The following is a 22,223-nucleotide window of genomic DNA, read 5'->3' on the forward strand; positions in this document are numbered from 1 at the left end:
ACAATTGTCATCAAACCTTCGCACTTTTGGCTCAAAAAGCGGCGCAAAAGCGGCTAAAGGTGGAAACCTACCTAAACGTTTAAGTGATGGTGCTTGAAAACGGGCATTGGCGTTATCCGCGCCACAGCGCTGCTTTTCTAATCTGTAAACCTGGAGAGGGGATACTCCGATATGAAGTTGAACAAGTGGATTCTGGCCGGTACGGCCCTCACGGGCGCCTTCGCCGCCCATAGCGCTCTGGCCCAATCGACTGGCACGCAAGCTGTTGAAGAAGTCACTGAAGTCGTGGTTTCGGGCCAGCGCAATCGTTCGCTGGAAGGTCTGGCTGTCGTTCAGACCGTGACCAAGACCCGTTCGTCGATCGATGAGCAGTTCATCGACAAGCAACTGCCGGGCGTTGCCGGTCTTGACGCCATCAATTTGCTTCCGGGCGTGAACTTCACCAGCAACGACGCCACTGGCATGTCGGGCGGTGACATCACCCTGCGCGGCTTCGACGCTCAGCGCGTGTCGCTGACCCTCGATGGTATGCCTGTTAATGACACTGGCAACTATCAGATTTACACGACGCAACTGCCCGATTCTGATCTATTCTCGCGCGTTGACGTCAACCTCGGCACCACCGACGTGGACAGCCCGACGGCCGCCGCTTCGGGCGGTACGCTCAGCTACTTGACCAAGAAGCCGCTGAAGGAAATGGGCGGCCAGGTGAAGCTCGGCTTCGGCAGCTACAACTACCAGCGTGAATTCGTCCGTTTCGACACGGGTGAGTTCGGGCCCTTCGGCACCACTTCGTACCTGTCGGCTTCGTACAACCGTACCGACAAGTTCAAGGGCCCGGGCAACCTGGAGCGCAAGCAGGTCAACGGTAAGGTCTATCAGCCGCTGGGCGATAACGGCGACTTCGTTTCGGCCGCCTTCCTGTATATGGAAAGCCGCAACCACTTCATCCGTCGTAACTCGCTGGCGCAAATCCAGCAGGACACGATCAACGACTACGATGAAACCGCTGGCGCCGGCCCGGGCTTCAACTCGAACTACTACGGTTATTCGATCAACCCGACCGATACGGGCAACGTCCGTATTCAGTTCAAGAAGCACCTGACCGACAACCTGACCTTCACCTTCGATCCGTCGTTCCAATACACGCTCGCCAACGGCGGCGGCACCACGACGATCAACGAAGTGACCGGCCAGATCGGCACGGCTGGCGTGGCTAACCCGATCAACCGCGAACTGACCGGCGTTGATATCAATGGTGACGGTCGCCTGAGCACCTCGGTGCGCACCTACTCGCCGTCGAACACCAAGACTCGTCGTTTCATGGTCACTTCGTCGCTGATCTGGCGCATCAACGACAACAGCGTTGTACGCGCGGCCTACAGCTACGATCGCGGCAGCCACCGTCAGACCGGCGCTTACAGCCTGCTGAACGCCACGGGTTCAATCACGGACGAATTCTCGTCGGAACGCGGCAATGCTTCGCCGGTCCTCGACAAGTTCGGCAACAACGTTCAGAAGCGTAACCGTCACTCGTTCGCCGAGCTGAGCCAGTTCGCGATCAACTATACGGGCACTTTCTTCGATAACAGCCTGAAGTTCGATATCGGTCTGCGTGCGCCCAAGCTGACGCGCGATCTGAACAACTACTGCTATCAGATGAACACCTTCACGGCCTACTGCTCGACCAATCCGACGGCGGCGGCTGACGCTCGTGCGGCGGCTGGTGCGACGGCGGCCATCCAGGCTCCGGTCAGCTTCACCAAAGAGTATGACAAGGTTCTGCCGAACCTCGGCGTCAGCTACAAGATCAACAACAACCAATCGATCTACGCTTCGTATGCTGAAACACTCTCGGCTCCGCGTACCGACGACCTGTACGACTCGAAGATCCCAAATCTGGTTCCGGAACACGGCAAGACGGTCGATCTCGGCTACCGTTACTCGGCGGCCAAGGTCAGCGCTAACGTCGCTGTCTGGCACACCGACTTCGCCCACCGCATCGAACGCGCTTATGACGATGTCGAACAAATCTCGACGTCGACTGACATCGGCGACGTGACCATGCAAGGCTTCAACGCGGAAGTTGGTTTCCGTCCGGTCGAAGGGCTGAACATCTATGCCTCGACCTCTTACACGGACTCGGAAATTGCCGATAACGTGAAGACCAGTGCCACAGCGGTACAACTGACTGCCGGCAAGAAGCTGAACAAGTATCCCAAGTTCGCTCACGCCGTCCGCGTCAACTATGAGACCGGCAACTGGGACTTCGGCGTTCAGGGCAAGTACACGGGCGACCGTTACTCGACCCTGTTGAACACGGAAATCGCTCCGGCCTATACGGTTTGGGACGCTAATGTGAGCTACAGCTTCGGCAATTTCGGTCCGATGAAGGACACGCAGTTGCAGTTGAACGTCAAGAACCTGTTCGACGAGCGTTACGCCGGCGCCATCAGCCCGAGCGATGTGTTCGCGGCCAACGTTGGCTTCAACTACCAGCTCGGCGCGCCGACCACGGCTGTCCTGACGCTGAACACCAAGTTCTAAGACCGGAAACGGTTTGACGAACACGGCGGCTCTCCGGAAACGGAGGGCCGCTTTTTTGTGCCTCATTATTTATACGTGTGTCACGGAAGGCATGGCCAAACCGGTTGACGCTGTGTAAAAGACCTCCAATCAAAGTCTTAGCTTCCTTCCGGGGTCCGGCATGAGCCAAAATCCGAACCTTTCCCGCATCGTTCCCGCCGAATGGGAGCCGCACAAGGCCATGTGGATCGGCTTTCCGAGCCACGAAAACCTTTGGCAGGAAGACCTGATCGAGGCGCAGGCCGAGGTGGCGGCGCTGGTGCGCGTGCTGGCCGAGGTCGGCGACGAGCACGTCAAGCTGATGGTCATGGGCGAGGCAGCGCGCAAGGCGGCGGAATCGCTGCTGTCGGACCTGAAGAAGGTCGAGATCATAGACGGTCGCTTCGGCGATATCTGGTTCCGCGACACCGGTCCGATCTACGTCAATGCCGAGGACGCGCAGGACCGTCGCGCGCCTGTGCCGGTGGCCTTCCTGAACAACGGCTGGGGCGGCAAGTATCACCTGAAGTACGACGATCAGGTCGCCGGACAGGTTGCTGCTCACGACGGCTATACGCCTGAACAGGAAGACTTCGTGCTGGAAGGCGGATCGTTGGAGCACGATGGTTTCGGCACCATCCTCACCACGCGCCAATGCCTGCTCAATCCGAACCGCAACCCGGACTGGACGCAGTCCATCGCCGAACGCGCGCTGGAAAAGGCGCTGGGCGCGCGCAAGATCATCTGGCTGGACGACGGTCTGCTCAACGACCATACCGACGGCCATATCGACAATCTGGCGCGCTTCGTGGCGCCGGGCGTCGTGGTCTGCCCCGTGGCCTATGGCGTGGATGATCCCAACGCCGAGCTGTATAACGAGGTGGCGAAGTTCCTCAGTCAGCAGACCGACGCGCGTGGCGTCAAGCTGCAGGTCGTGCGCATCCCGTCGCCGGGCAAGACGGTGGACGAGGATGGCGAAGTCATACCCGCCTCGCACATGAACTTCCTCATCGCCAATGACTGCGTGGTGGTGCCGGTCTATAATGACCGTCCGGGCGAAATGGCGGTCGAGGCGCTGCAAACCCTGTTTGCCGAGCGTCAGGTCTTCGGCCTGTCGTCCAACGCCATCCTGACCGGCGGCGGCTCCTTCCATTGCATCAGCCAGCAAGTGCCCTATATCAAGGGCTGACTCCCGTATCCAAAGGTGACGATATGACCCGGACCGTTTCCGTGGCGGCGCTGCAGACCGCTTATGGCCCCGACATGGCCGAGAACATCGCCAAGACCGAGACGCTGGTGCGCGAAGCGGCGGGCAGGGGAGCGCAGATCATCCTGCCGTCGGAGCTGTTTCAGGGGGAATATTTCTGCGTGTCGCAGGAAGAGCGCTGGTTCGCGACCGCCTTTGCGTGGCGCACCCATCCGTGTGTCATCGCCATGCAGAAGCTGGCGGCCGAGTTGAACGTTGTCATTCCGACCTCGATCTACGAGAAGGAAGGCCCGCACTATTTCAACTCTCTGGTCATGATCGACGCGGGCGGCGAACTGCTGGGCGTTTATCGCAAGAGCCACATTCCTGATGGCCCCGGCTATCAGGAAAAATACTATTTCCGTCCGGGCGATACGGGCTTCAAGGTGTGGGAGACAAAGTTCGCCCGCGTCGGCGTCGGCATCTGCTGGGATCAGTGGTATCCGGAAGCTGCGCGCTCTATGGCGCTGCTGGGAGCGGAAATCCTGTTCTACCCGACCGCCATCGGTTCGGAGCCGCACGATTCGGAACTCGATACCGCCGCGCCGTGGCAGCGCATCATGCAGGGTCATGCCGTGGCCAACGTCATGCCGGTCGTCGCCTCGAACCGTATCGGCACCGAGAGCCTGATCTCGCCACAGAACGGCTGCGGTCAGACTTTCTACGGCCACAGCTTCATCGCCAACCACCGCGGTGACAAGGTGGCGGAATACGGCCCCAAGGAAGAGGGCGTACTGGTGGCCGAATTCGATCTCGACTATCTCAATACGCACCGCGCGGCCTGGGGTTTTTTCCGCGACCGCCGCACGGACCTCTACGGCGCGCTGGCCAACCCGCGCCCGGTCCTTTAGCCGAACATGCCGACCAGTAGCTCAAACACATAAATACCGAACCCGGCCAGACCGAGCACGGACAGCACCAGCGCACTCCATTCGGCGGCATTGCGCGCCGTGCGGATCGGCTGGCCAGGTGCGGTATAATCGCGGGCATAGGTAGGTTCGGGGTGAGACAGACCGTCCATGGCGGGCTCCTTTGCAGGCCCGCACCGTAATCCCGGCGACATAAGACTGAAACAGCGACAATCGAAGCCTGTATAAGGCCGCAATAAACCTTGCGCCCCCTTACATTCCCTGCCGCCTTGTGCCTATCCTGTCGTTTCATTTGCAAGGGGCACGATATGAAGACGATGACGGTGGGCGCAGGCATGGCGCTGGCGGGGATGCTGCTGATGGCCGGAGGCACGCAGGCGGCTACCGTGGCGGTCAAGGCCGAGCGTCTGATCGAGGTCGAAACCGGCAAGTCTATCGAACAGCCTCTGGTCATCGTCACCGACGGTCGAATCACCGCCATAGGCAGCGCCCTGACCATGAAACCGCCGGCGGGGGTCGAATTCATCGACCTGCCTGGCGTGACCCTGTTGCCCGGTCTGATCGACATGCACGTCCACCTCGATAACAGCCCGGAATATGGCGGCTACAACGGCCTGTCGCACACCGACCGTTTCTGGGCCTTTGTGGCGGCGGCCAATGCCGAAAAGACGCTGAAGGCCGGCTTCACCACTGTGCGCAATGTCGGGGCGGGGGATTATAACGACATCGGCCTGCGCGAGGCCATCGACGAAGGCGTCCTGCCCGGTCCGCGCATCGTAGCGGCGGGCCTGAGCTTCGGCGCGACCGGCGGGCATTGCGACTCGACCTGGCTGCCGCCGTCGATGGACTCGAAGAACCCGATGAATGCCGATAGCCCCTGGGAAGCGCGCAAGTCGGTGCGTACGCTGAAGAAATACGGCGCTGACGTGATCAAGATCTGCGCCACCTCCGGCGTCTTTTCACGCGGGGCCAGTGTCGGCGCACGGCAACTGACGCCGGAGGAGATGGCGGCGGTGGCCGATGAGGCGCACATGGCGGGCATGAAGGTGGCGGCCCATGCCCACGGTGCCGACGGCATCAAGGTGGCGCTGCGTTCGGGTATCGACACGATCGAACACGCCAGCCTTGTTGACGACGAAGGCATCCGTCTGGCCAGGGAGAAGGGTGCCTACTTTTCCATGGATATCTACAATACCGACTATACCCAGTCCGAAGGTGAGAAGAACGGCGTGGCCGAGGAAAGCCTGCGCAAGGACCGCGAGATCGCCGAAATCCAGCGCCAGAACTACGGCAAGGCGCTGAAGGCCGGGGTGAAGATGGTCTATGGCACCGATGCCGGTATCTATCCGCACGGTGACAATGCCAGACAGTTCGCGGTGATGGTGCGCTATGGCGCGACGCCGCTTCAGGCCATCCAGTCGGCGACCGTCATCGCGGCGGAGGCGCTGGGCCGCTCCAACGATGTGGGGAGCCTCAGACCCGGCCATTTCGGCGATATGGTCGGCGTGTCGGGCGATCCGCTGAAGGACGTCACCGTGCTGGAGCGCCCGGTGTTCGTTATGAAGGGCGGCGACGTTATCAACAAACCGTGATGGTGCGGCAAATGGGCTATTCCTTTGATCTGAAAGGAAAAGGGGAGGGTGCATTGAAAACGAACATTGTTACATTAAGGGCCGGTTAACGCTGTTTCCCTCATATGATTCGTGCGCGCGGACACAAGCCAGGGCGGCTGTCGCGTGCGTGTATCTCTGAGTAAGAAAGGCGGCGTATGCAGCTTCGCACCAAATTCGTCGGCATCGGCGCGCTGAGCGCCTTACTGGTTGTGGGCATGGTCATCGCCAATGGCGCGGCGTCCCGCCTGTCCAAGGCGCATATCGGTCAGTCGTCCGTCATCACTCACATCACGCAACGCCACATGTCAGGCGATATGATGCACGATGCGATGCGGGCCGATGTGCTGGCTGCCGTTCTGGCCCGTAGTCAGGGCGATGCGGCCGGCGTGACGCAAGCGGGGGAAGCGCTGCGCGAACATGCCGAGTCCTTTCAGGGCGATCTGAAAGCTAATCAGTCTGAGGCCCTGCCTGACAATTTGAAAAAGAGATTCGACGCGACGTTGACCGCGCTGGCGGCCTATCGTGCGGCAGGCGAGGCGGTCATGGCCGCGACACCCGATACCGAGGCTGCGTTGCGTGCGGACTTCGATGCGCAGTTCAAAGCCATGGAAGAGAGCAATGAGGCCCTGTCCGAAGAGATCGACGGCTGGATGAAGTCTGAGGCGGCGCGCGGTACGGCGGAAGAACAACGCATCGGCTTACTGGTCCTCATCCTGTCGGTACTGGCCATCGCCGGCGTTTCAGTCATGACGTGGATGATGTGGCGCGAACTGCTGCGCCCGCTGGCCCGTCTGTCGCAGACGATCGATCGCATCGCGCAGGGCGATACCGATGTCGAGGTGAGCTTCACAGAGCGCCGGAACGAGATGGGGGCGCTGGCCCGCGCTACGGCGTCGTTGCGTGACACGACGCAGAAGGCCTTCATGGTCAATCGTATGGTGCAAACCATGCCGACTCCGGTCATGGCGGTGGATGTGCGTAACGACTTCCGCATCACCTATACCAATGCGGCGACGGAAAAGCTGATCGAACAGATCAAGGGGCATTTCCCGCAATACGACGGTACTCTGATGGGGCGCTCGATCGATATGTTCCACAAGCATCCGGAGCATCAGCGCCGCATGTTGTCTGACCCTGCCAACCTGCCGCACCGGGCGCGTATTCGTGTCGGGGATGAGAGCATTGATCTGCAGATTTCGGCGGTTCTTGACCATCGCGACCAATATGCCGGCGCCATGCTGGTGTGGGATCTGGTCACCGATCAGGCGCAACTGAGCCAGGATTTCGAAACCCGCGTGCAGGGCGTGGTCGCCGGGCTGGCCGCGTCGGCGGCAGAGCTGTCTCAGGTGGCGGAGACCGTCACGGGCGAACTGCGCACCGGGGCCAATCTCGCCGTGTCGGCGGCGTCTTCGGCGACCCAGACCAGCGCCAGCGTGCAGACCGTCGCCGCGGCGGCCGAGGAACTGGCGGCCTCCGTGCGCGAAATTTCCGATCAGGTGCAGACGACCAACCGGCTGGTCGCCGACTCTTTCCATAAGGTGCAGGACGCCGATCTGGTGGCGCAGAAGCTGTCTTCGGCTTCGGATCGCGTGACCGAGGTGACGACCGTCATCGCCAGCATTTCCAGCCAGATCAACCTTTTGGCGCTCAACGCCACCATCGAATCGGCGCGCGCCGGCGAGGCAGGTAAGGGCTTTGCGGTGGTAGCGGGTGAGGTCAAGAACCTCGCCAACCAGACCAGCCGTTCGATAGGCGAAATCAACAGCGTCATCGACGAAATGCGTCAGGCCTCGCGCGAAATCGTGACCGTGCTCGGTGACATACGTAATGCGGTCGATGCCATCACCCAGGCCACGACGTCGGTGGCCGCGGCGGTGGAGGAGCAGACGGCCACGACGGAAGACATTGCGCGCAACATGTCTTTCGCGGCGGACGGTACGCGGATTATCAGCGAAAATCTGGAGCAGGTTTCCGGTATCACGACGCGCAGCGGCGACGCCTCGGCGCATCTGTTCGACTCGTCTCAGGCCCTCTCGGATCAGGCGGCGGCTTTACGCGGTCGCGTGGCGGAATTCCTCAATCGCATCAACCGAGCGTCTTAAGGTATAAGACGAAGGGGCCGGGCGGCCCCTTCACCCCATAACACTCAGAGCACTCCCGCAAGGTTCGGAGGACGCCATATAAGGGGGTGCGGGGGACAAGTCCCCTGCGTACTTTAAGCCTTCACGTCACATGCGCGCACAAGGCTGTGGCTGCGCAGCAGTGCCTGCTTTTCGCGCACCGAACCGTGGCGATAGGCGGCGGTTTGCCTGACGGCGGTCATGGCCTCGGCCCGGCAGGGGGCGGGGGCGGCCTGAGCGGGCAGGGCGATCATCAACGGCAGGGACAGGCCGATCAGACACAGAAGCGGTTTCATACTGGGACACCTCAGAACAGATGGTGCTGGACAAGCAATCGGCGGGCCGGACGGTTATTTTCAGTTAACCCTGTCTGTACACCCTAATCTAGGGGTTTGGGCGTAACATTGGTATCTGCGGGCAAGAAAGCCCGGTTCGCACCGAGATGTATCCATGCGCGTATTTTCTTCTGTCTGTTCCATTCTGATGTCGTTGAGCGCCCTTGGCCTGGCGGCGAGCGCCGCGCGAGCGGAGGTCGAATACGACGCGGTATTGACCGCCGATCTGCTGCACAACCATTCGGGGGGGCTGCGCGAAGGCAGTCGTGTAATGGGCAATCTCGATCTGTCGGCGGCGTGGTCGGGACAGGGGGGGTGGGATGGTTTCGCCTATGTGCTGGCCGATGGCGGCGGCGGTTTTTCCGAACGCTACAGCGGCGATGCGCAGGTCGTTTCCAATATCGATGCGCCGAAGGGCGTGCGCCTATTTGAGGCGTGGCTGCGCAAAACGGGCGATAGCGGGCGCTGGTCGGTGACCGGCGGTTTGATCAATCTCAACGGCATATTCGACGTGCAGGAGGCCGGGGCGCTGTTCCTCAACGCCTCGCACGGCATCGGGCCGGACTATTCGCAAAGCGGCCCGTCGATCTTTCCGTTTTCGACGCTCGGTCTGGTCGGTGAATGGCAGGCCAGCGAAACCCTGCGTCTGCGGGCGGGCGTGTTCGACGGTGTGGCGGGCGACCCGGCGCACCAGAGCAGCTTTATCGGCCTGAAGCTGGGCGATGGCGACGGTGCGCACTGGGTGGCCGAGGCCGAACAGGGTTTCGATCGCGGCTATGTCAAGCTGGGCGCCTGGACCTATACGGCGGCGGCCGAGCGCCTGGACGGCGCGGGCCTGTCCGACGGCAACAGCGGCTATTACGCGCAGGCGAAGTACGATTTCTACAAGCCGGAACCGGACGGCGACCGCGGCGTGTCGGGTTGGGTCCGTGCAGGCAAGGCCAACAAGGATATTCAGGCCGTCGAGACCTATATGGGCGGCGGGCTGGTGTGGACGGGGCCGTTTACCGGTCGTGACTCCGACGCCGTGGGCTTCGCCATCGCCCACGCCGATTTCGGTCAACCCTATGCCGAGGCGGCGGGTGTCGATCTGAAACCCGAAACGACCTACGAACTGAGCTACCGCTACGCCATCCGTGATGGACTGAGCGTGCAGCCGGACGTGCAATATATCCGTCACCCGGCCGGTGATCCGCAAACGGACGATGCGCTGGTGCTGGGCGTGCGTCTGCGGGTAGGGCTCGAAGCCTTCAAATAACCTCTTGCAATCGCAGGCCGGAATCCGCATATAGCGGGCGAGATCGCGCGGGCGAAGGCCTCGCCAACCTGGTCAGGGCCGGAAGGCAGCAGCCACAACGAATTCACCTTCGGGTCGCGCGGTCTCACCTTCTTCCGACATTTCAAGCCGTCCACAGCCCGCCGCTAGGCGCAGGGTGTTCGCGTGCTTTCCGACTCGCAAACGCCGTATTTGGCGCTATAAGTCGGGTATGTCCGACCATCCCGAATCCCCTGAGCCTGGCGATCCCTTTGCGACCGAGCGTGACGAAAATACCGATGACATGTTTGGTGGCATGTCAGGTGGTGGGGACGCGCCTGCGCCGAAAAAGGACGCGGCCTATACGGTTCTGGCGCGCAAATATCGCCCGCGCACCTTCGAGGATCTGATCGGACAGGAGGCGATGGTTCGCACCCTGTCCAACGCCTTCGCCACGGGCCGTATCGCCCATGCCTTCATGCTGACCGGCGTGCGCGGGGTGGGCAAGACCACGACGGCCCGCCTTTTGGCGCGCGCGCTGAACTACGAATCCGATACGGTGAAGGGCCCCAGCGTCGATCTCTCGACCTTCGGCTATCACTGTCAGGCCATTATCGAGGGCCGCCACATCGACGTGCTGGAACTCGACGCCGCCTCGCGCACGGGCGTCGACGCCATGCGTGAACTGCTGGAGAGCGTGCGCTACGCCCCGGTCGAGGCGCGCTATAAGGTCTACGTCATCGACGAAGTGCACATGCTGTCGACCGGGGCCTTCAACGCGCTCCTGAAGACGCTGGAAGAGCCGCCGCCCCACGCCAAGTTCATCTTCGCCACCACCGAAATCCGCAAGGTGCCGGTGACCATCCTGTCGCGCTGTCAGCGCTTCGACCTGCGCCGCGTCGAGCCGGATACGCTAACCCCGCACCTCGAAAAGATCTGCCGCCTCGAAGGAGCGCAGATCGAACCGGACGCGCTGGCCCTTATCGCGCGCGCCGCCGAAGGCAGCGTGCGTGACTCGCTGTCGCTGCTCGACCAGGCGCTGGTGCAGGCCGAAGAGGGGCAGAGCGTTTCCGCCGAAGTGGTGCGTGATATGCTGGGTCTGGCCGACCGTTCGGCGACGCTCGGTCTGTTCGAGAATATCATTTCGGGCCAGATGCAGGAGGCTCTGCTGGCCTTCCGCACGCTCTACGGCTTCGGGGCCGATCCGTCGCAGGTGATGGGCGACCTGCTGGAATATTGCCATTCCTCGTCCGTGGCCAAGGTGCTGGGGGCCGAAGCGACGCGCCTGCCGAAGGAGCCGGCGCAGCGCGTAGCGGCCCTTGGGGCCCAGTTGTCGGCGGGGACATTGTCACGCTTGTGGACCCTGATGCTCAAGGCGTTCGAGGAAATCCGCCGTGCGCCCGATCCGGCGGCGGCGGCCGAAATGGCGCTGGTGCGGTTCTGCTATGCCTCGGACCTGCCGGGGCCGGAAACCCTGCTCAAGCGCCTTCAGAACGGTGAGAACCTGCTCGATGGCGGTCCGTCTGGCGGAGGTGGGGGCGGCACAGGCGGGGGTGCCGGTGGCAGTGTCACGGCGCAGGGTGTAATGATGCGCCCGCAGGCCCACGCCACTGCGCAGCCGCAGATACAGCTCAACACCTTCGACGACGTGCTGACCCTGATCTCCGAAAAGCGCGATATCGGCCTGCGCGTCGATGTCGAGCGCTATGTGAAGCTGATCTCCTTCCGTCAGGGCGCGATTACGTTCGAGCCTGCGCCGCACGCGCCGATCGATCTGGTGCGCAAGCTGTCGGCGCGCCTCAAGGAGTGGACCGGTCAGCGCTGGCTGATCGCCACCGAAGGCGGCGGCGGGGCGGAAACCATCCGCGAGCGCGATGAGCGTGAACGCCGCGAAGCCTTGCAAAAGCTTAAGGACGACCCATTTATTTTCGGTCTGATGACGGCGTTTCCCGGCGTGGAAATCCTCAGCTTCCGGCCTAAGCCGAAGCTGGTCGCCGCCACGACGGCCGATATTCCGATGACCGAAAACCGCGACGAATTCAGCGAAAAGGACGACGACTGATGGACTTGAACGCCCTGATGAAGCAGGCCCAGGCGGTGCAGCAAAAGTTCACCGAAGCGCAGGAAAAGATGAACCAGGTGGTCGTCAGCGGCGAAGCCGGGGCCGGTCTTGTCAAGGTCGATCTTCAGGGGGCGGGCGTTCTGTCGCGCATCCAGATCGACCCCAGCCTGATGAATGCCGATGAAGCCGAGGTTCTGGCCGACCTGATCGTGGCCGCCCATGCCGATGCGCGCAAGAAGCTGGACGAGGAATCCGCCCGCCTGATGAAGGAAGCGGCGGGGCCGTTCGGCAATATGCCGATGCCGAAACTCTTTTAAGTCCTTCTCCCTTGAGGGAGAAGGTGGCCGACAGGCCGGATGAGGGGGGGGGCAGAAGGTGCTTCTTCTCTCTTTACCCCCTCACCCCAGCCCTCTCCCTCAAGGGAGAGGGGGTTAAGGTAAGTCGCATGGCCTCTGGCGCCGGACCTGAAATCGAACGCCTGATGGCGCTATTGTCCAAGCTGCCGGGGCTGGGGCCCCGCTCGGCGCGACGCGCGGCGCTGGCCTTGCTGAAAAAGCGCGACCAACTGCTGATTCCGCTGACTTCGGCCATGCAGGACGCCGCCGAGCGCATCACCTCCTGTCATGTCTGCGGCGCGCTCTCGACCCGCGACCCCTGCGCCACCTGCGCCGACCCGTCGCGTGACGGCGCCATGATCTGCGTGGTGGAAGAGGATTCGGCCCTGTGGGCGATGGAGCGGGTAGGGGCCTTTTCCGGGCGCTATCACGTGCTGGGCGGCCTTCTGTCGGCGCTGGACGGGGTGCGCCCCGAAGACCTGCGTCTGTCGGGCCTGACGCAGCGCGTCGCCGATGGCGGGGTCGAAGAGCTGGTCATGGCCTTGCCGGCGACGGTCGAAGGCCAGACCACGGCGCACTATATCGCTGACCGGGTGAAGCAGATCGCGCCTCAGGTGACCGTCACACATCTGGCGCGCGGCGTGCCGGTCGGGGGGGAGTTGGATTGGTTAGACGATGGCACCATCGCTCATGCGTTCAGGTCCAGACGTTAGTCTGTGGCCGTCTGCGCCTTCTTCTCCCGGTGGCGCATGATCAGGAACACCGCGAACACCCCGGCCAGCTTGCTGAGGATAGAGGTGGCGATCGACCAGATATTGAAAATCCCCGGAATGGTCGTCGAGGCGATCAGATAGAAGACCGCTGAATCGATCGGCGAACTGATAGCCGTCGAGATCACCACGCGCTCGGACAGCGGGCGTTTGATAAAGGTGTAGATCGCCCAGTCGATCAGTTCCGACACGGCGAAGGCGCAGGTCGAGGCGATAACCACCGCCGGGTCCGAGGTCAGAAAAGAAAAGGCCAGGCCGATGATCAGGGTCGGCAGAATCCAATGGCCGATTTCACGCTGGGCGAAGTCCCGTACCACCAGCACCAATCCCGTCACCACCGACATCGGCGTCCATGAGCCATTGTCGGGCAGGGGGATTTGCGGCACGGCGGCGAAGCACCAGTTGATGAACGGGATCAGCGCCAGATAGAGATAGGTCCACGGCGTGCGGCCGCTGAGCGCCTTACGCACAAATGCACCGAATACCATCTGCCCCTCCCACCCGATCGAAACGGCCTTTTGATTTAACCGCCATTTCGATCTAAACGTCTGCTGCATCGCGATGTTTAGGCGGAAAACCGCTTACATTTTCTGTACATCGCCCCGATTGCCTGATACGTCCCCGCCGGCCCCGCGGATGACCGCAAGAGTGTCTTTGGCTCTGGCGGAATCGTGTCAGGAAAAGCTTGTCAGCTTTTATTCCGTATGGCAAGAACATTTCATGAACTTTGAATCCGTCGCCCTGATCGCCTCCGTCTTCGCCTCTCTGGTTTTGGGGGCGGGCTATTATATGGCGTTTCAGGAGAGCCGCCACCTGCGTGAACGCAACGAAGATCTGAATGACCGTTTGCGCGACAGCGCGGCGGAGGTGTCGCAACTGCGCGAGCGGGCGCGTAATCTTGAAGACGCCCGCGCCGCCATGAGCGAGCATTTTCAGGCGGCCTCGCAGCAGGCACTGGCCCAATCGACCGAGGCCCTGCTGAAGCGCGCCGAGGAGAATTTCGTGGCCCGTGAAAAGCTGGCGCTGGAACGCATGGGCCATACGCTGAAACCCGTCGCCGAAACCCTGGGCCGTTTCGAGGCGCAGGTGAAGGAGATGGAGGAATCTCGCGCCAAGGACACCGGCGGGCTGAAGGAGCAGATCACCCATCTGATGCAGGCTTCGGTGGCGACGCGCGAGGTGACGCAGAAGCTGGCCAATGCCTTGCGCCGTGGGGCGGGCGTGCAGGGACGCTGGGGCGAGGAGACGCTGCGCAACGTGCTGGAAAGCGCGGGCCTGACACGCTTCGATTTTACCGAACAACTCACTCTCGACACTGAATTAGGCCGCCGCCGTCCGGACGTGACGGTGAAACTGCCCGGCGGTGTGTTTGTCATCGACGCCAAGGCCAATCTCACGGCCTATCTGGAGGCCATCGAGGCGACCGACGAAGCCATCCGCGAAGAGGCGTTGCAACGCCATGCGCGGGCCTTGCAGCAGCACGTCCGCGACCTGTCGGCCAAGGCCTATTGGGATCAGTTCCGCGAACAGTCGCCGGACTTCGTCGCCATGTTCGTGCCGGGCGACGGCATCCTGTCGATGGCGCTGGAGCGGATGCCGCACCTGATGACCGAGGCCATGGACCGCAAGGTGATCATAGTCACCCCGACGACCCTGTTCGCCCTGTGCAAGGCCGTGGCCTATGGCTGGCGTGCCGAGGAACAGATTCACAATGCCCACGAAGTCGCCGCCGTGGGTCGCGAACTGTACAGCCGCCTGTCGGTCATGGGCGGGCACGTGGCGGCGCTGGGCAAGAATCTCGGCACGGCGGTCGACAAGTACAACGCCTTTGTTGGCTCGCTGGAATCGCAGGTGCTGACCCAGGCGCGGCGCTTCGAAGACCTCAAGGTCAGTCACGAAGGTAAGGAGATTGTCGAGGCCGCGCCGCTGGACGTGCAGCCGCGACCTCTGAGCAAACTGACCGTGGTGCCCGGCGCCCGCGAGGATTAGGCCTGCGAAAACGTCCCGTGGAAGCCCAGCGGTGTGGCGTGAGCCGAACGCCACGAACCGACCGGACCGGCGCTGAGGCGCTTTGCATCGAACACATGCAGTTCGGTGGCGCGGGCCCTCAGGTTCAACACGGTGCCGACCATCCAGCCGTCCATCTCCTGACCTGTGCCGCCGTGACTGGCCGGACGCGCTACGAACAGCGCTTCTTCGACTATGGCGTCCTTACCGAAGTCGTGCGTCTGGGTCTTACCCGTGCGCCAGTCGAAGGCCGACAGGGCGTGCGCGCCGAAACGACCCGGCACGTAGCCGCCAACGTGTATGACGCGGTCGCGGCGCAGCCCCTGAAAGCGGTGGTCGGTTTGCGGAAATTCCGATGATACGCCTGTCGCCTGCATCTCGGCGCGGCCGTCCGGGCGCAGGGTGATCAGCGCCAGATGCGCCTCCTCATCCTCATCTGCGTTATAGATGCCTTTCACCAGATCGCGCGCCCCGCTCAGCCCGAATTTCGGCGATTGCGCCAGACAGACATCGAAGCGGATCGTGCCGTCTGAGTCCTCCCAGGCGTCGCCCGTGTGGAAATAGGTGGCGGCAGGCAGTTCATAGAGGCGCCGCTTCGACAGATCGGCCTTTTCGATGACCAGTATGCGGATCGGCTGATCGGCGTGCCAGACCAGCGTATCGACGAAGGGTGGCGTGCGGCGCTCGGCGATCAGGGGCTGCATGGGCAGGATGAGGTGACGCTCGCTGATCACCCAGTCGTGGGCATAGCCGGCGGCCGGCAACGGGATCAGTTCGCCGCGCTCCATCTCGCCCGAGGGGCTCAGTTGCCAGATCCACGCCTTGTCGCCCATGAAGCCGGCGCTCCAGATGCGCCCTGACGGCTCGACCTTGGGGTGGGCCAGAAAGGCCATGCCTTTCAGGTCGTCGCGGAAGGTCTTCGGCCCCTTGCTAAGCAGGGTCTGCGCATTGAGGCGGTAGGGCGATCCGCCTTCCCACAGCGCCCACAGCTCGTCGCCGACGCGCAGCACCGACGTATTGGCGGCATTGACGTCGTCGTTGCTTGTGACCGGTGCATCCTTGCGCCCCCTGGTGCCGAAACCCGGCATGACGATGGCCTGTGCCTTCTGCTCGACGCGACGCTTGACCGTATCGACGAAGCGGCCCGTATGGCGCACGCCCTCGGCTCCAAGGTCGTACTTCTGCACCATGCCGTCGCCGTCGAACCAGTGGCCGGTGACGTCGTCGCCATAGCGGAACCACCCCGGGCCGTTGCGATACAGTGTGCCGCTCAGCCCCGCCGGCATTTTGCCATTCAGGCGGGTCAGGGTGGACGGGGCATAACCTTCGGCAGGGGCGTTGGCGACGGCCAGACGCCAGTCTTCAGAAAAGTTGGCGCTGGCCGCCGCCGCGGCCCATGATTTCGGTGCGGCGGCCATCAGGCCCGCGCCGGTGAGAGCGGTCATGAAGGAACGGCGGGACAGATCGGTCATTGAGGAGGCTCCTTTCAAGCGCAATCCGATGAAGTGGGCACCACTTTTCGGGAAAATTGCGCGATGGCACTAAAACGCGATGTCTTGCGTGGTGTCGCCGGACACCTCGAAGGCGGCGTCGGTCCACACAGCGGGGCCCATGCGACCCTTGGCATTGTTGGAAAAGGCGAAAGGCTCGACCGGCATGCCGAAGGGGTTGGTGTCCATCTTGCCGTTGCCGTTGAGGTCGTGGAACACCTTGAGTCCATACTGACCCGGCTCGACTTCGAAGGTCGCCGTGGCCGTGTCACCGCTGACGGTGACTTGCTGGCTGCCCACCGGTTTACCGCTGCTGTAGCCGTCCTCGCCCTTATACAAGGCCACCATCAATGCGCCTTTGGGCGTCAGGTTGGAGAAGGTAACGGTGAGGGTTTCAGCGGCGGCGGGCAGGGCCGTAAGACCGATTAAGGCGGCGAGAAGAACAGGTTTGAACATGAGAGCCTCCGTTGGCTGGGTTGCGATGACCCCGGTGTAGGGCGGGCCGGCGGCCGGGTGCGAAAAGATGCGCCAATGGCCTGCTGTGATGCGTCAACGGTCGTGCTGCCGTTCACGCTTCGCGAATGGAGGGTGGCAAGTAACTGATTTATAAGCAATCGTATCCGGCGCAGCGCGAACGTCTTGACCCGCGAATGGCGGTTTCTTATTTTAGGGCCATGGCCATTCGTGAAATCATTACTGTACCCAACCCGCTTCTCAAGCAGGTGTCCAAGCCCGTCGAAGGCGGCGTGACCGATGAACTCCGCGCCCTGATGGACGACATGCTGGAGACCATGTACGACGCCCCCGGTATCGGGCTGGCGGCGATCCAGATCGGCGAGCCCATCCGCGTCATCGTCATGGACCTGCAGGAGCGCCCCGACGACCTGCCCGAAGAGGAGCCGTCGCCGAAGCAGCCGCGCTTCTTCGTCAACCCGGAAATCGTCTGGGCGTCGGACGAACTGTCGACCTATGACGAAGGCTGCCTGTCGGTGCCCGAAGTCTATGACGAGGTGAAGCGCCCGGAGCGCGTACGCATCAGGTACCTGAACTATCAGGGCGAGGAAATCATCGAGGAATGCGATGGCCTCTACGCCACCTGCATCCAGCACGAGATGGATCACCTCAACGGCGTTCTGTTCATCGATCACCTGTCGAAGCTCAAGCGCGACCGCGCCGTGACGAAGGTAAAGAAGCTCCGCAAGGCCGCATAACTTGCATCGCCTTTTGAATTGAGCCAAAAGCGCATCCCACCGGATGCGCTTTTGTTTTTGAGGATCGCCCCATGCGTTTGGCCTTTATGGGCACGCCCGAATTCGCCGTGAAGGCCCTGGCCGAACTGGTCGCCGCCGGTCATGAGATTGTCTGCGTCTATTCGCAACCGCCCGCACCCAAGGGCCGCGGTCAGGTGCTGACCCCGTCGCCGGTGCACGCCTTCGCCGACAGCCTCGGCCTGCCGGTGCGTACGCCCAGGTCGATGAAGGCCGCTGAGGCCATCGCCGAGTTTCAGGCGCTCGATATCGATGCCGCAATCGTCGTCGCCTATGGCCAGATACTCAAGCGCGAGGTGCTGGCGCATCCGCCGCTGGGCTGTTTCAACCTTCATGCGTCGCTGCTGCCGCGCTGGCGCGGGGCCGCCCCGATACAGCGGGCGATCATGGCCGGCGACAGCCACACCGGCGTGCAGGTGATGCGTATGTCCGAGGGGCTGGACGAAGGGCCGATCATCCTCTCCGGCCGCGTCGAGATCACGGCGCAGGACACGGCCCAGACCCTGCACGACAAACTGGCCAATCTGGGTGCGTCGCTGCTGCCGGTGGCGCTGGCCGCCATCGAGCGCAACCAGCCGGCGGGCGATGCACAGGTGGGCGAGGCGACCTATGCCAAAAAGATCACCTCGGAAGAGGCGCGCATCGACTGGAGCCGTCCGGCGCGTGAACTGGACTGGCATATTCGCGGCCTGTCGCCGTTTCCCGGTGCGTGGACCGTTCTGCATACGGCGAAGGGCGAGCAACGCCTCAAGGTGCTGATGTCGCGGGTGGGTGAGGTGGCCACCGACGCGGCGCCGGGCACGTTGGTCGGGCCGGGTCTGAGCATCGCTACGGGTGAGGGCGTCATCGAACTGATCCGCGTCCAGCGCGAAGGCAAGGGTGTTCAGGACGCCGCCGAATTCCTCAACGGGGTGGGCCTGAACGCCGGGGACGTGCTGGGCTGATGCCGCGCTACAGTCTCCTTGTTGAGTACGATGGGCGGCCGTACTGCGGCTTTCAGGCGCAGGGCGATCTGCCGACCGTTCAGGCGTCGCTGGAACGCGCCATTCTGCGCTTCAGCGGCGAGGCCGTACGCGTGACGACGGCGGGACGCACCGATACCGGTGTCCACGCGACCGGACAGGTGGTGACCTTCGACCTCGAAAAGACCTTCAAGGGCGCGGTGATCCGCGACGCCATGAACGCCTATCTGCTGCCTGAGCCGATTTCGATACTGGAGGCGGCCGAGGTCGACAGCTATTTCTCGGCGCGGTTTTCGGCGACGGGGCGGATGTATCTGTTCCGCATCCTGAACCGCCGTGCGCCGCCGGCCATCGATCAGGGCCGCGTCTGGCACGTCAAGAAGCCGCTGGATGTCGATGCCATGATCGAGGCGGCAAAGTGTCTGGTGGGCAAGCACGACTTCACCACCTTCCGCGACCTGCGTTGCCAGTCGAATTCGCCGATCAAGACGCTGGACATCGCGCGCATCAAACGGCTGGGGGACGAGGTGCATCTGGTGTTCGCTTCGCGCTCCTTCCTGCATCGGCAGGTGCGCTCGCTGACGGGCACGCTGGCCGAGGTCGGCATCGGGCGCTGGGAAGTCGGGCGCGTGAAAGAAGCGCTGGAGGCGCGCGACCGTCAGGCCTGCGGGCCCGTTGCGCCGCCGGAGGGGCTGTACCTGACGCACGTGACCTATGAAGACGAGCCGGATTTCGAAAGCCGCAGTTCGATCTGATTTTCCCTCCCCCATCGCTGCGCGACCGGGAGGAGATTTACGCAAACACCTTGAAATAGCGTGCAATCAGCGCCGCGTAGGCCTCTGTCAGGTCATAAAGGTCCTGCACCGGGGTCGACTCGTTGACCTGGTGCATGGTCTGACCGACCAGACCGAACTCCACCACCGGGCACAGGGCGCGGATGAAGCGCGCGTCCGATGTGCCACCGGTGGTCGACGGATCGGCCTCGACCTTCAGCACATCGCGGATGGCGTCCTGAATGACGTCCACGAAGGGCCCGGATTCGGTCAGGAAGGCCTCGCCCGAAATGGCCGCCTTGACCTCGATCTTCGCGCCGGTGCGCTCGGCGTGACGGGCGCAGACCTCCTCGATCCACGCTTGCAAAGACGCGCCGGAATGGGTGGGATTGAAGCGGATATTGATGCGTCCGGACGCCGTCTGCGGGATCAGATTGGTCGTCTTGTTGGCCACGTCGAAGGTCGTGATTTCAAGGTTCGACGGCAGGAAGCGCTCATAGCCCTCATCCAGCACGCGCCCGTCCAGTTCGGCCATGATCGCGACCAGCACCGGCACGGGGTTGAGCGCGCGCTGCGGATAGGCGACGTGGCCCTGCTTGCCGGTCACGGTGATCGTGGCGTTGATCGAGCCGCGGCGGCCAACCTTGATCATATCGCCCAGAACCGCCGAAGAGGTGGGCTCGCCGACGATGCAGTGGTCGATGACCTCACCCGTTTGCCTCAGGTGTTCAACGACCTTCTTGGTGCCGTCCAGCGCTTCGCCTTCTTCGTCGCCGGTGATCAGGAAGGACAGCGAGCCGGGCACGGTCTCGAACCGGGAGACGGCGGCGATCCACGCGGCGATGCCGCCCTTCATGTCCACCGCCCCGCGCCCGGTCAAGACGCCGTTTTCGATCGTCGCCGCAAACGGGTCCGAGCGCCAGCCTTCGAGTGCGCCTTCGGGCACCACGTCCGTATGACCGGCAAAGCACAGGTTGGGCGAGGCCGTCCCGCGTCGGGCATAGAGGTTTTCGATCTCCCCGAACCTCAGCCGCTCACAGGTAAAACCGAGCGATTCCAGCGTCTGTTGCACGCGGTCCATGGCGCCGGCGTCCACCGGAGTCACGGACGGATGGTTGATCAGGGCCTTGGTCAGTTCGACCGGATCGAGCGCGTTTTCGGGTATATTCGTCATGGGGGCTGGTGTAAGACGAGTTCGGCCCGAACAAAAGCGAAAACAATCGCCTGTTCTGTTTTACCGGATACCGCCGTGACCTCTCCCGTTTCGCCTGAAATCGTTTCCGAGCCGCCATCGGAGCCGGAATCGCAAAACCCCTTTCGCATACCGGCTTACCGCAATTTCTGGATCGCCCGCCTGTGTTCGGTGTTGGGTTTCTCGTCGCAGAGCGCGGTCATCGCCTGGCAGATATATGAGACGGCACGCAAGGATTCGGGGATCGGCGAGGCGGCGCTGTACATCGGCATTATGGGGCTGACGCAGTTTATCGCCATGTTCGCCTTCACCCTGCCGGCAGGGATCGTGGCCGACCGCTACGATCGCAAGAAGATCATGGGCTATACCATCGCGTTTCAGGCGGTGATCGCCCTGGGTTATATGGGGTTGTCGGCCCTTGAGCATCCGCCGATTGCCGGCCTGATCGTGCTGTCCTTCTTTCTGGGGGCGACGCGGGCCTTTATCGCCCCGGCCTCTTCGGCCATTGGCCCTATGCTGGTGCCCAAGGCCCTCCTGCCGCGCGCCATCGCCTCGAATGCGCTGGCCTTTCAGATCGGCGGGATTTCCGGCGCGGCGGTCAGCGGTCTGCTGCTCAGCGTTTCGGCCATGTTCGCCTATGGTTTTTCGGCGGCTCTGTTCTTTATCGGCGGCGTGCTGATCGCCACGCTGAAAGCCGACACCCGGCCCGTCAATGCGCCGACCGGCTCCAAGATGGAGATGGTGCGCGAAGGCCTGATCTATATCTGGACCAACAAGATCGTCTTTGGCGCCCTGTCGCTCGATTTGGCAGCGGTCCTGCTGGGCGGCGCAACGGCCCTGCTGCCCATCTTCGCACGCGATGTGCTGCATGCCGGTGAGATCGGCTACGGCGCGCTCAGGGCCGCTCCGGCCGTAGGGGCCATGATGACGGCCATTTGGCTGGCGCGACGGCCATTGAAATATCAGGCGGGCAAATGGATGTATGGCGGCGTGGCCGTGTTCGGTCTGATGACCATCATTTTCGGCCTGTCGACCAATATTTTTGTCTCGGTGGCGGCTCTGGCGGTGCTGGGAGCGGCGGACATGGTCAGCGTCTTTGTGCGCGGCACGCTGGTGCAGATCGTCACGCCTGACCCCATGCGCGGGCGTGTGGCGGCGGTGTCCTACCTGTTTATCGGGGCGTCGAACGAACTGGGCGAATTTGAAAGCGGCGTGGCGACGCGTCTGCTCGGTCCCATCGGCGCGGCCCTGTTCGGCGGGGTGGGGGCGATACTGGTGACCGGCGCGTGGATCAAGCTGTTTCCGGCGCTGTATCGGGTGGATAAGCTGGAATAGAGAAGAGCCTGAGTAAGAAAAAGCCC

At 62.7% G+C, this 22,223-nt stretch carries 20 protein-coding genes and 1 other RNA gene; 15 read left to right on the top strand and 6 right to left on the bottom strand.

Annotation, left to right across the window (positions count from 1 at the left end):
- The first annotated feature begins 171 nt into the window (after positions 1–171).
- The 3 genes from LH365_RS04165 (at position 172) to aguB (ending at position 4,662) form a co-directional block, all read left to right on the top strand.
- On the top strand, positions 172–2,547 hold the full coding sequence (locus LH365_RS04165) for a TonB-dependent receptor (protein ID WP_226744941.1): 2,376 nt from the start codon (positions 172–174) through the stop codon (positions 2,545–2,547).
- A 160-nt stretch (positions 2,548–2,707) separates the two neighbouring features.
- Positions 2,708–3,754 (top strand): agmatine deiminase family protein, encoded by a 1,047-nt coding sequence (locus LH365_RS04170; RefSeq protein ID WP_226744942.1) that lies wholly within the window; start codon positions 2,708–2,710, stop codon positions 3,752–3,754.
- Between the two features lie 23 nt (positions 3,755–3,777).
- Positions 3,778–4,662, top strand: a complete 885-nt coding sequence (gene aguB / locus LH365_RS04175; RefSeq protein ID WP_226744943.1) for an N-carbamoylputrescine amidase — start codon at positions 3,778–3,780, stop codon at positions 4,660–4,662.
- On the opposite strand, the gene LH365_RS04180 is transcribed toward aguB, so the two are convergent.
- Entirely contained in the window at positions 4,659–4,832 is a 174-nt protein-coding gene (locus tag LH365_RS04180; RefSeq protein WP_226744944.1) for a hypothetical protein, read from the bottom strand. The genes aguB and LH365_RS04180 overlap by 4 nt on opposite strands.
- 156 nt (positions 4,833–4,988) lie before the next feature.
- On the opposite strand from LH365_RS04180, the gene LH365_RS04185 reads away from it, so the two are divergent.
- Together LH365_RS04185 and LH365_RS04190 are read left to right on the top strand one after the other, a co-directional pair.
- Entirely contained in the window at positions 4,989–6,272 is a 1,284-nt protein-coding gene (locus LH365_RS04185; protein ID WP_370639739.1) for an amidohydrolase family protein, read from the top strand.
- Positions 6,273–6,448: 176 nt separating this feature from the next.
- A complete protein-coding gene (locus LH365_RS04190; protein ID WP_226744945.1) occupies positions 6,449–8,395 on the top strand; it encodes a methyl-accepting chemotaxis protein in 1,947 nt (648 codons plus the stop codon).
- Positions 8,396–8,508: 113 nt separating this feature from the next.
- Here the strand turns inward: LH365_RS04190 and LH365_RS04195 are convergent, their stop codons facing one another.
- Entirely contained in the window at positions 8,509–8,709 is a 201-nt protein-coding gene (locus LH365_RS04195) for a hypothetical protein (protein ID WP_226744946.1), read from the bottom strand.
- Between the two features lie 154 nt (positions 8,710–8,863).
- Here LH365_RS04195 and LH365_RS04200 point away from each other — a divergent pair, with 154 nt between their 5' ends.
- The 5 genes from LH365_RS04200 to recR all read left to right on the top strand — a co-directional run bounded on the left by LH365_RS04200 (position 8,864) and on the right by recR (position 13,113).
- On the top strand, positions 8,864–10,006 hold the full coding sequence (locus tag LH365_RS04200) for a carbohydrate porin (RefSeq protein ID WP_226744947.1): 1,143 nt from the start codon (positions 8,864–8,866) through the stop codon (positions 10,004–10,006).
- Between the two features lie 36 nt (positions 10,007–10,042).
- An RNA gene (gene ffs, locus LH365_RS04205) (signal recognition particle sRNA small type) lies at positions 10,043–10,138 on the top strand.
- A gap of 97 nt (positions 10,139–10,235) precedes the next feature.
- On the top strand, positions 10,236–12,065 hold the full coding sequence (locus LH365_RS04210) for a DNA polymerase III subunit gamma/tau (protein WP_226744948.1): 1,830 nt from the start codon (positions 10,236–10,238) through the stop codon (positions 12,063–12,065).
- Positions 12,062–12,382 (top strand): YbaB/EbfC family nucleoid-associated protein, encoded by a 321-nt coding sequence (locus tag LH365_RS04215; protein ID WP_226745440.1) that lies wholly within the window; start codon positions 12,062–12,064, stop codon positions 12,380–12,382. The genes LH365_RS04210 and LH365_RS04215 overlap by 4 nt, the downstream gene beginning before the upstream one ends.
- Before the next feature lie 128 nt (positions 12,383–12,510).
- Positions 12,511–13,113 carry a recombination mediator RecR gene (gene recR, locus LH365_RS04220; protein ID WP_226744949.1) on the top strand — a complete coding sequence of 201 codons (603 nt, stop codon included), beginning with the start codon at positions 12,511–12,513 and terminating at the stop codon, positions 13,111–13,113.
- Here the strand turns inward: recR and LH365_RS04225 are convergent.
- Positions 13,110–13,658: a VUT family protein gene (locus tag LH365_RS04225; protein ID WP_226744950.1), complete on the bottom strand. Its 549-nt coding sequence runs from the start codon at positions 13,656–13,658 to the stop codon at positions 13,110–13,112. The genes recR and LH365_RS04225 overlap by 4 nt on opposite strands.
- A 232-nt stretch (positions 13,659–13,890) precedes the next feature.
- Between LH365_RS04225 and LH365_RS04230 the strand changes: the two genes are divergently transcribed.
- Positions 13,891–15,159, top strand: a complete 1,269-nt coding sequence (locus tag LH365_RS04230; protein ID WP_226744951.1) for a DNA recombination protein RmuC — start codon at positions 13,891–13,893, stop codon at positions 15,157–15,159.
- On the opposite strand, the gene LH365_RS04235 is transcribed toward LH365_RS04230, so the two are convergent.
- Entirely contained in the window at positions 15,156–16,649 is a 1,494-nt protein-coding gene (locus LH365_RS04235; protein ID WP_226744952.1) for a carotenoid oxygenase family protein, read from the bottom strand. The genes LH365_RS04230 and LH365_RS04235 overlap by 4 nt on opposite strands.
- Before the next feature lie 69 nt (positions 16,650–16,718).
- On the bottom strand, positions 16,719–17,123 hold the full coding sequence (locus LH365_RS04240) for a DUF2141 domain-containing protein (protein WP_226744953.1): 405 nt from the start codon (positions 17,121–17,123) through the stop codon (positions 16,719–16,721).
- A 218-nt stretch (positions 17,124–17,341) separates the two neighbouring features.
- Between LH365_RS04240 and def the strand changes: the two genes are divergently transcribed.
- The 3 genes from def (at position 17,342) to truA (ending at position 19,652) form a co-directional block, all read left to right on the top strand.
- Positions 17,342–17,878 carry a peptide deformylase gene (gene def, locus LH365_RS04245; protein ID WP_226745441.1) on the top strand — a complete coding sequence of 179 codons (537 nt, stop codon included), beginning with the start codon at positions 17,342–17,344 and terminating at the stop codon, positions 17,876–17,878.
- Between the two features lie 71 nt (positions 17,879–17,949).
- Positions 17,950–18,879 carry a methionyl-tRNA formyltransferase gene (gene fmt / locus LH365_RS04250; protein ID WP_226744954.1) on the top strand — a complete coding sequence of 310 codons (930 nt, stop codon included), beginning with the start codon at positions 17,950–17,952 and terminating at the stop codon, positions 18,877–18,879.
- Positions 18,879–19,652 carry a tRNA pseudouridine(38-40) synthase TruA gene (gene truA, locus LH365_RS04255; protein WP_226744955.1) on the top strand — a complete coding sequence of 258 codons (774 nt, stop codon included), beginning with the start codon at positions 18,879–18,881 and terminating at the stop codon, positions 19,650–19,652. The genes fmt and truA overlap by 1 nt, the downstream gene beginning before the upstream one ends.
- A gap of 37 nt (positions 19,653–19,689) precedes the next feature.
- On the opposite strand, the gene dapE is transcribed toward truA, so the two are convergent.
- On the bottom strand, positions 19,690–20,844 hold the full coding sequence (dapE, locus tag LH365_RS04260) for a succinyl-diaminopimelate desuccinylase (protein ID WP_226744956.1): 1,155 nt from the start codon (positions 20,842–20,844) through the stop codon (positions 19,690–19,692).
- Between the two features lie 75 nt (positions 20,845–20,919).
- Between dapE and LH365_RS04265 the strand changes: the two genes are divergently transcribed.
- Positions 20,920–22,197, top strand: a complete 1,278-nt coding sequence (locus LH365_RS04265) for an MFS transporter (RefSeq protein WP_226744957.1) — start codon at positions 20,920–20,922, stop codon at positions 22,195–22,197.
- Positions 22,198–22,223 lie beyond the last annotated feature (26 nt).

It is taken from the genome of Asticcacaulis sp. AND118, from assembly GCF_020535245.1.
Taxonomy (GTDB): domain Bacteria; phylum Pseudomonadota; class Alphaproteobacteria; order Caulobacterales; family Caulobacteraceae; genus Asticcacaulis.